The organism is Novosphingobium sp. AP12 (genome assembly GCF_000281975.1).
Classification (GTDB): domain Bacteria; phylum Pseudomonadota; class Alphaproteobacteria; order Sphingomonadales; family Sphingomonadaceae; genus Novosphingobium.
The window spans coordinates 67,735-74,337 of record NZ_AKKE01000127.1; the positions used below are offsets into that span (position 1 = coordinate 67,735).

The window sequence follows — 6,603 nt, forward strand, 5'->3', positions numbered from 1 at the left end:
CGTGAACATGCCCACTATCAATCCTCGCCCAGCTTCGCGATCAGCGCCATGGCGGCGGCGGGTGCGCGTTCCTTGGAGCCGTTGATGAAGAACACGAAGACCTCGCGCCCGTCCTGCGACCATTCGCGGATGCGGCCGGCCCAGTGGGCGATCTCGTCGTCGGGGTAGCCCTGCTCCAGCTTGCCTTGCGCGTTCTGGAGTCGGGCGTAGACGAAGGGCGCGCCGTCCAGCGCCTTCTCGAACGCGGGATACTTGCGCGAATCGGCGAGCACCACGGCGACACCGGCCTTTCTAGCGAGGTCGTAGAAGGCGGGATCGTCGAAGCTCTCGTGGCGCGGCTCGATGGCGTGGCGCAGCGTCAGGCCCTCGTGCTTTGGCGGCAGCAGGGCGAGGAACGCGGCGATCTCGTCGGCGTCAAACTTCTTGGTGGCGGCAAGCTGCCAGTTGATCGGCCCCAGCTTGTCGCCCAGTTCGATGAGGCCTTGCGCGAGGAAGTTCTCCACACCCTCGCCCGCTTCGGACAGGTCCTTGCGATTGGTGCAGTAGCGGGAGCCTTTGAGCGCGAAGCGAAAACCGTCGGGCACCGCGTCGCGCCACTTGGCGAAGCTGGCCGGGCTCTGGCGGCGGTAGAAGGTGGCGTTGATCTCGGTGCCGGTCAGGTGCTCGCCGACGTAGGCGAGCTGGCGGGCCTTGGGCAGGCCCTTGGGGTAGAAGGTCTCCTGCCAGGGCTCGTAGCTCCAGCCGCCGATGCCGATGTGGACCTTGCCGCTCATCACTTCTTCTTCGAGAGGCGCTTACGGTTGGCGGTCACTTTCCGGCGGTAATGGCTGACCGCCTTCTGCGCGGTCTTCTCGGGCGATATCATGCCGCCGGTCGATAGCATCACCGCCAACTCGGCGCCTGCCTTCATCTTTTCGGCAACCATCAGCCGGTTCTCACGTTCGCTGCCGCGCCCTGTCATCATATCGGTGGTCCGCATGCCCACGACCATCATAGATTCGGCCCAGAGCCAGTAACTGTCGTGCGCCAGCTTCATGAAATCGGTGGGGGAACTGCGCGCCATAGGTCGAGCCTCCTGAGCTTCGTCATCGCGAACCCGTGAGGGGCCCACGATGACGAAGCGCAACTATCGGCTCAAGGTTGCACGGCGGCGGCGATGCTTCAGTCGTGCTCGCGGTCGCCGGCCCCCATGTAGAGTTCGCTGCCGGTGTCCTTAAACACGCGGCTCATCTCCAGCATCCCGGCCTCCGCTTCCTCGACGGCGAGGAACTGCGTGCTCGGCTGGTTCTGCTTGGCAGCGAAGTCGCGCACTTCCTGGCTGATCTTCATCGAGCAGAACTTGGGACCGCACATCGAGCAGAAGTGTGCCGACTTGGCGCCTTCCGCCGGCAGCGTCTGGTCGTGGTACTGCTCCGCTGTGTCGGGATCGAGGCTGAGGTTGAACTGGTCGCGCCAGCGGAACTCGAAGCGCGCCTTGGACAGCGCATCATCGCGGACTTGCGCGGCGGGGTGGCCTTTGGCGAGGTCGGCGGCGTGGGCGGCCAGCTTATAGGTGACGACGCCCACCTTTACGTCATCGCGGTCGGGCAGGCCAAGGTGCTCTTTGGGCGTCACGTAGCAGAGCATCGCAGTGCCGTACCAGCCGATCTGGGCGGCGCCGATGCCGCTGGTGATGTGGTCGTAGCCCGGCGCGATGTCGGTGGTGAGCGGGCCCAAGGTGTAGAACGGCGCCTCGCCGCATGCCTCGAGCTGCTTTTCCATGTTCTCCTTGATCTTATGCATCGGCACGTGGCCGGGGCCCTCGATCATGACCTGAACGTCCTGCGCCCAGGCGCGCTTCGTCAGTTCGCCAAGCGTGTAGAGTTCGGCGAACTGCGCCTCGTCATTGGCGTCGTAGATCGAGCCGGGGCGGAGGCCATCACCCAGCGAATAGGCGACGTCGTAGGCCTTCATGATCTCGGTGATCTCGTCGAAGCGCTCGTAGAGGAAGCTCTCCTTGTGGTGCGCGAGGCACCACTTGGCCATGATCGAGCCGCCGCGGCTGACGATGCCGGTCATGCGCTTGGCGGCGAGCGGGACGTAGGGCAGGCGCACGCCGGCGTGGATGGTGAAGTAGTCGACGCCCTGCTCGGCCTGCTCGATCAGGGTGTCGGCGAAGATCTCCCAGGTCAGGTCCTCGGCGATCCCGCCGACCTTCTCGAGCGCCTGGTAGATCGGCACGGTGCCGATCGGCACGGGGCTATTGCGGATGATCCATTCACGGGTGTCGTGAATGTTGCGGCCCGTGGAGAGGTCCATGACGGTGTCGGCGCCCCAGCGGATCGACCAGACCATCTTGTCGACTTCGGAGGCCACATCGGAGGCGACCGCCGAATTGCCGATGTTGGCGTTGATCTTGACCAGGAAGTTGCGGCCGATCGCCATCGGCTCGGCTTCGGGGTGGTTGACGTTGCTAGGGATGATCGCCCGGCCGCGCGCGACCTCGTCGCGGACGAATTCAGGGGTCACGTAGTCGGGGATCGAGGCGCCGAAACTCTCGCCCGAGCGCACGTATTCCTTGAGACGAGCGCGGCCGAGGTTCTCCCGCTCGGCGACGTATTCCATCTCCGGCGTGATGATACCCCGCCTCGCATAGTGCATCTGCGAGAGGTTCATGCCCGGCTTCGCGCGCAAGGGGCGGCGCAGCGCGGTGGGGAACGGGGGAACGCCGCCCGAGCGGTCGGGGCCGAGCTGGCCGTTGTCCTCCGGTTTCACTTCGCGCGGGGCATATTCCTCGACGTCGCCGCGCGCGAGCTGCCAGTCGCGGCGCAAGGGGGCGAGGCCGGCGGAAATGTCGATCGCGGCGTCCGCGTCGGTGTAGGGACCGGAAGTGTCGTAGACGCGCACCGGCGGCTCGCCGCTCGAAGGTTCGAGGTAGATCTCGCGCATGGCGACCAAAACCTCGGGGTTCGCCTGGGCGGGAACGTAGATTTTCTTCGATCCGCGGATCGGGCCGGTGGTGACGCCGATTTCGAGCTTGGAATTGATGTCTGCCATGGATGCCTCTCTTCTTCCCATGGACGGAATAAGAGACGGATTGCAGGCCTTGGATGTGCTTCGGGCCGCGTCCACTCCCTCCGCCCGTATTAACGGGTTCAGGTTCGACGGGTCGTGTGGAGCATACCCACACCTCTCAGCCCAAGGTCCTTGAAGGACCTTGCTAGGCTCCCCGGGGTTTCGCGATGATAGACGCGTGGACGCCTCCGGTCTAGGGGCGGGAACGGATGCCGATGCTCTATCGCCTGGACGCCGCGGCGCGCGACGTGGCCCGATTGCTGGGGGCCGAAGCGCGGGACGATCCATGGGCGGGCGGCCATGTCGCGCCGGGCCAGTTCGCCCCCGTCATCACGGCAGGCCGCGAGGCGATCGCCGGGCCGCGTCCTCAGGGAAGCGCGCCCCGCCGCATGATCCCGCGCCTCTGGGGCGTACCGCCGCCGCCCTCGGTGCATGATGCTCCGCGCCACGGCATCCTCTCCGTGCGCAACCTCGACAGCCCGTTCTGGATCGGCAACCTGCGCAACAGTGAATTCCGCTGCCTCGTCCCCGCGACCTCGTTCATGGATTGGGGCCGCCCCTCCCCCACCGACGGCAAGCGCCGCCAGTCGTGGTTTTCCTGCGCCGACCAGCCGGTGTTCGCCATGGCGGCGGTGTGGAAGGACAGCGAAATTCCCTCCTTCGCCCTGCTCGCCTGCGAGGCCAACGCCGCGCTCAAGGCCGAGGGACGCGAGACTATGCCGGTGATCCTGCCGCCCGATTCTGCTGCATGGGCGCTATGGCTGAACGGCGGCTGGGACCGGGCGAAGGGGCTGGTGGTGCCGTACTCGTCCTCGCTGATGGAGATGCGGCAACTGGGGTGATCCTTGCGCCGGACCTTCCCCGACGCCATCTCGAAGCTCCATGGCCACTACCCTCGACACTCTGCTCGGCGAGATCCGCGCCTGCCGCCTGTGCGAGCACGACCTCGGCTTCGAACCTCGCCCCTTCGTGGCCGCGAGCGCAGGGGCCCGCCTGCTCATCATCGGGCAGGCGCCGGGGAGCAAGGTCCATGCGAGCGGGATCGGCTGGGACGACGACAGCGGTGACCGGCTGCGCGGCTGGCTCGGGCTCGACAAGGCAGCGTTCTACGATACCGCCAAAGTCGCACAGATGCCCTCGGGCTTCTGCTATCCCGGCAAGGCGAGCGGAGGCGACAAGCCGCCGCGCCCGGAATGCGCGCCGCGCTGGCATGCCCCGCTGCTGGCGCAATTACCTCATCGTAAACTGACGCTGCTGGTCGGCCTGCACGCGCAGAAACGCTATCTCCCCCGAGGCTTCGCGCCCAACCTCACCGAGGCGGTGCGGCTCTGGCGCGAGGCTCCCGACGGCCTGTTTCCCCTGCCCCATCCCGCTTGGCGCAGCCGACTGTGGATGGCAAGGAACCCCTGGTTCGAGGCCGAAGTCCTGCCGGACCTGCGCGCAAGGGTGCGCGAGGTCCTGTCGGACTGAGCGACCTCAGAAAGTGTAGGCGATGCCCGCGCCGAACGCCCACTGGTCCGCATCGCCGCGGATCGAGGTGAACGGGGTGTCCTTGCCGTCGTTCAGCATCTTCGAGTAGTTGGCCACGCCGAACAAAGCCCAGCCGCCCTTGCGCATGTCGCCGGCGAGCGAATAGCCCGTCAGCAACGTGACGCTCGCCGTATCCCAGCCGCCTTCGGCGTTGTAGACGGGCAGGCCGCTGCGAGCGCTCTGCCCTGGCGTGACGCTGTAGTAGTAGCGCGCGTAGTCGTCGTCGACATGACGGGCGCTGACCGAAAGGATCGTCAGGATCGCCTTGCTCAGCGGCGTGGTGTAGCTGACCATCGGCGAATAGGTCATGCCCGAATAGGCGCCCGCCACATCCCACTTCACGTCGGTCGTGATGTTGAGCGAATCGTAGGGGTTGAGCAGGCGGTAGACGGTGATGCCGCCACTGACGCCCACTTCGACCGCGGTATCCAGCTTGCCGGCGGCTTTCACCACCTCATCCTTGATCTGGTTCTTGCGGTTGAAGGCGATCGTGCCAACCGGGCCGAGCGTGATGCCGACCTTCGCGTCCTTGGGATCGGGAATGACGTCGATCGCCACGCCGCCGAGGCGGGGGTTGAGCTCGATACCCTCGTACTTGCCGCGAACCAGCGGGACCGGGCTGATCACGTAGTCGTCCGAGCCGCGATAGCTGGGCACGTAGCCCGCGCCGACGCCGAGCGTGACGTGGTTACCGTCGAAGATGTTCTCCTCCACCGGCGGCGGCGGCGACGAAGGCGCCGCCTCCTGCGCGATAGCGGGCACGGCGGTAAAGGCTACTGCGGCGGCGAGCAGCTTGGCGGTAGGACGAAAGCTCATGAATTTCCCCTGGTATATTATCATGCGCGCAACGCACCAATGCGCGTGCGGTTGCGAAGAGCGTGTAGCGGTATAGGTCAGCCCAGCGCCTGCCAGTCGCGCACAGCCTCGATCGGCCAGACCAGCATAAGCACGTTGAGCGCCAGATTGTCACGGATCATAACGAGCGTGAACGCCTCGAAGGCGAGCGTCAGCACCACGCTCGCCCAGGCCGGGATGCGGGTGGCGACAAGGAAACCGATCGCCATCCAGCCCACATCGGACAGCGAGTTCAGCACACTGTCGCCGCTGTAGCCGTAGCTGATCGTCACCGCGCGGTAGCGGTCGATGATGATCGGCGAATTCTCCAGCACTTCCCACAGGCTCTCGAAGGCGACCGCGACGGGCAGCGCCCAGCGCGGCGACAGCCAGCGCGAGAGGCCCCACCGGTGCCAGATGAGGTGCGCGGCGGCGTAGAACAGCAGTCCGTGGATGACGTGGCTGAAGCTGTACCAATCGGCCACTTGCTGACTGTTCTGCGCCGATTCGACCTCGCCCGCCCAAAAGCTGACGACGCCGCAGGTGCAGGTCGGCGGGCGGCCTATCGCCAGTTCGATGCCAAACAGCACCAGCGCGACCACAAGGGCGGCGAGCGCCGCGCCGCAATGAGGCCAGAGCGGTGTGAGACGCGCCGCGTCAGGTGACGGCAGCGGAATCGTCCTCGGGTTGGGTGTCGGCGCCCACACCCAGCCGGCGCTGCATCAAGAACACGTCGAGCCACTGCCCGTGCTTCCACCCCGCCGCCGCCAGCGTGCCGACTGGGAAGAAGCCCGCCCGCGCGTGCAGCACGACCGAGGTTGGCTCGGACGCGGCGATTACGGCGAAGGCCTGCCGGAAGCCGCGCTTCTCGCACTCAAACAACAGTTCGCCCAGTAGCGCGCTGCCGATCCCGCGCCCGACACTGTCCTTGCGCACGTAGATCGTTGTCTCGACACTGTAGCGATAGCCCGCGCGCGGGCCGTAGCGCTGCGCGAAGCCGAACCCCAGCACTCGCCCCGCCTCGTCGCGGGTGACGAGGAATGGGTAGCCGCCATCCAGCTTTTCGCCGATCCGCCGCCGCGATTCGTCCTCGTCCGGCGGGGCGGTTTCGAACGTCGCAGTGCTTTCCAGCACGTAGTGCGCGTAGATTTCTGCTACGGCCGGCGCATCGTCCAGCGATGCGTC

8 protein-coding genes and 1 riboswitch are annotated in these 6,603 nt (G+C 66.4%); of the genes, 2 read left to right on the top strand and 6 right to left on the bottom strand.

Annotated features, from left to right (window positions below):
* Positions 1-17: 17 nt before the first annotated feature.
* The 3 genes from PMI02_RS18650 to thiC form a co-directional block, all read right to left on the bottom strand.
* Positions 18-773 (bottom strand): DUF72 domain-containing protein, encoded by a 756-nt coding sequence (locus PMI02_RS18650; RefSeq protein WP_007685683.1) that lies wholly within the window; start codon positions 771-773, stop codon positions 18-20.
* A complete protein-coding gene (locus PMI02_RS18655) occupies positions 773-1,063 on the bottom strand; it encodes a hypothetical protein (protein WP_007685685.1) in 291 nt (96 codons plus the stop codon). The genes PMI02_RS18650 and PMI02_RS18655 overlap by 1 nt, the downstream gene beginning before the upstream one ends.
* Positions 1,064-1,161: 98 nt before the next feature.
* Positions 1,162-3,036: a phosphomethylpyrimidine synthase ThiC gene (gene thiC, locus PMI02_RS18660; protein WP_007685687.1), complete on the bottom strand. Its 1,875-nt coding sequence runs from the start codon at positions 3,034-3,036 to the stop codon at positions 1,162-1,164.
* Between the two features lie 58 nt (positions 3,037-3,094).
* A riboswitch (TPP riboswitch) is annotated at positions 3,095-3,221 on the bottom strand.
* 48 nt (positions 3,222-3,269) lie between these two features.
* Between thiC and PMI02_RS18665 the strand changes: the two genes are divergently transcribed.
* Positions 3,270-3,896 carry an SOS response-associated peptidase family protein gene (locus PMI02_RS18665; protein ID WP_007685688.1) on the top strand — a complete coding sequence of 209 codons (627 nt, stop codon included), beginning with the start codon at positions 3,270-3,272 and terminating at the stop codon, positions 3,894-3,896.
* 40 nt (positions 3,897-3,936) lie between these two features.
* On the top strand, positions 3,937-4,524 hold the full coding sequence (locus tag PMI02_RS18670; RefSeq protein WP_007685690.1) for a uracil-DNA glycosylase family protein: 588 nt from the start codon (positions 3,937-3,939) through the stop codon (positions 4,522-4,524).
* A 6-nt stretch (positions 4,525-4,530) separates the two neighbouring features.
* Here the strand turns inward: PMI02_RS18670 and PMI02_RS18675 are convergent, their stop codons facing one another.
* From PMI02_RS18675 to PMI02_RS18685, 3 genes are all read right to left on the bottom strand, one after another.
* Positions 4,531-5,400 carry a MipA/OmpV family protein gene (locus tag PMI02_RS18675; RefSeq protein WP_007685692.1) on the bottom strand — a complete coding sequence of 290 codons (870 nt, stop codon included), beginning with the start codon at positions 5,398-5,400 and terminating at the stop codon, positions 4,531-4,533.
* Positions 5,401-5,477: 77 nt separating this feature from the next.
* Entirely contained in the window at positions 5,478-6,008 is a 531-nt protein-coding gene (locus PMI02_RS18680; protein ID WP_238539111.1) for a DUF2585 family protein, read from the bottom strand.
* A 67-nt stretch (positions 6,009-6,075) separates the two neighbouring features.
* Positions 6,076-6,603 (bottom strand): GNAT family N-acetyltransferase (locus PMI02_RS18685; RefSeq protein ID WP_007685695.1); only part of this gene is annotated, 528 nt, incomplete at its 5' end.